The sequence below is a fragment of the Pseudomonas putida genome (genome assembly GCF_002906855.1).
Taxonomy (GTDB): domain Bacteria; phylum Pseudomonadota; class Gammaproteobacteria; order Pseudomonadales; family Pseudomonadaceae; genus Aquipseudomonas; species Aquipseudomonas putida_N.
On record NZ_MINI01000022.1, the window covers coordinates 1 to 1,963 of the forward strand.

2 protein-coding genes are annotated in these 1,963 nt (G+C 57.1%); both read left to right on the forward strand.

Annotated elements, in window-relative coordinates:
• Positions 1 to 393, forward strand: a 393-nt coding sequence (gene tnpB, locus BGP85_RS00225) for an IS66 family insertion sequence element accessory protein TnpB (protein ID WP_258036109.1), incomplete at its 5' end; no start/stop codon positions are given.
• Positions 394 to 411: 18 nt separating this feature from the next.
• Positions 412 to 1,963 (forward strand): IS66 family transposase (tnpC, locus tag BGP85_RS00230; RefSeq protein WP_103445269.1); only part of this gene is annotated, 1,552 nt, incomplete at its 3' end.

Consider the following 1,963-nt stretch of genomic DNA (forward strand, 5'->3'; position numbering starts at 1 on the left):
GTGCTCCCGATTTCCTTCTGGAGCCAGCCCTGCATGATGCGCCCCGACAGCAAAGTCGAAAAAGTCTACCTCTACCCCAAGCCTGTGGACTTTCGAAAGTCCATCGACGGCCTTACTGCCTTGGTAGAACTGGATATCAAAGTCGCCGTGTTCGACCCCGTGCTCTTCGTCTTCCTCAACAAGGCGCGTAATCGGATCAAAGTGTTGTACTGGGAGCGCAACGGCTTCTGCCTCTGGCTCAAGCGCCTGGAAGCCGAGCGCTTCAAAATGTCGCCTGAGCCCAGCGACGAAGCGATTGTCCTGACCGTCCAAGAACTCAATTGGCTGCTCGACGGTTTCGACCTTTGGCGCAACCGTCCTCATCAGGTTTTGACTCCGCGCTACGTCGCCTGACCCGGTATAATCCGCGGCATGATTTCCGTGCCCGACAATCTCCCAGACGATCCTGCCCTGCTCAAGCAATTATTGCTTGAGAGCTATGCTGCCCGTTTGCGCGAGCAGGAAGTCAATCAGGCCCACATCGTCCAAATTGACGATCTGAAAGAGCAAATCAAGTTATGGCGTGACCGTTTCTTTGGCCGCAAGTCCGAGCAAACCGTCGATCCCAAAACGCCGCAACTGGCCATGTTCGATGAAGCGGAAAATGACCCTCTGCTGGCTGTAGTCGATGATGCCGATGAAGAAGTCGTTGTCCCGGTCAAGCGCCGTGGCAAGCGCAAGCCACTGGCGGCTAATCTGCCACGTATCGAAGTTATCCATGAGTTGCCCGAACACGAACTGACCTGCGCCTGCGGTTGCCGTAAGCATGTCATCGGCGAAGAAACCAGCGAGCAGCTCGATATCGTGCCGATGCAGATCCGCGTACTCAAACACGTGCGCAAGATCTATGGCTGCCGTGGTTGCGAGACTGCTCCTGTCACTGCTGACAAGCCCGCCCAGTTAATCGAAAAAAGCATGGCCAGCCCAAGCGTGCTGGCCATGCTGCTGACGACCAAGTACGTCGATGGCTTGCCGCTACACAGGTTTGAAAGTGTGCTGTCCCGCCACGGCATCGAGGTTCCACGACAAACCCTGGCGCGTTGGGTGATCCAGTGCAGTAAATACTTCCAGCCGCTGTTGAACCTGATGCGTGATCGGCTGCTGGAAAGCCCGGTGATTCATTGCGATGAGACTCGCGTCCAGGTGTTGAAAGAACCGGATCGAGACCCGACCAGCCAATCCTGGATGTGGGTGCAAGCCAGTGGCCCGCCTGATCGACAAGTTGTGCTGTTCGACTACACCACCAGCCGTGCGCAGGAAGTACCATTGCGTCTGCTGCAAGGCTATCGCGGCTATGTGATGACCGACGATTATGCGGGTTACAACGCTTTGGCGTTGCAGCCCGGTATCGAGCGACTGGCATGCATGGTTCACGCGCGCCGCAAGTTCGTCGAAGCACAAAAGGTGCAGCCCAAGGGTAAGACCGGACGAGCCGATGTGGCGCTGACGATGATCAATAAGCTGTATGACATCGAGCGCGACCTCAAGGAGGTCAGCGACGAACAGCGGTTCATCGGTCGCCAGGAAAGAAGCTTACCGATCCTCGGTCAGCTGAAAAGCTGGCTGGACAAGACGTACGCCCAGGTGACGCCGCAAAGCGTATTGGGCAAGGCGGTGCATTACCTGGCAAACAACTGGAGCCGCCTGGAACGGTATGTCGAAGCGGGCCATTTGCCAATCGACAACAACCTGGCAGAGCGTGCGATAAAACCGTTTGTCATTGGGCGCAAGGCTTGGCTGTTCAGTGACACGCCCAAGGGCGCCACGGCAAGTGCGCAGATATACAGCTTGGTCGAGACCGCCAAGGTCAACGGCCAGGAGCCCTATACGTGGCTGCGCCACGTACTTGAGCGCCTGCCGTATGCGTCGTCGGTCTCAGACTACGAAGCCTTGCTGCCATGGAACTGCTCGCCAGAGATACCAC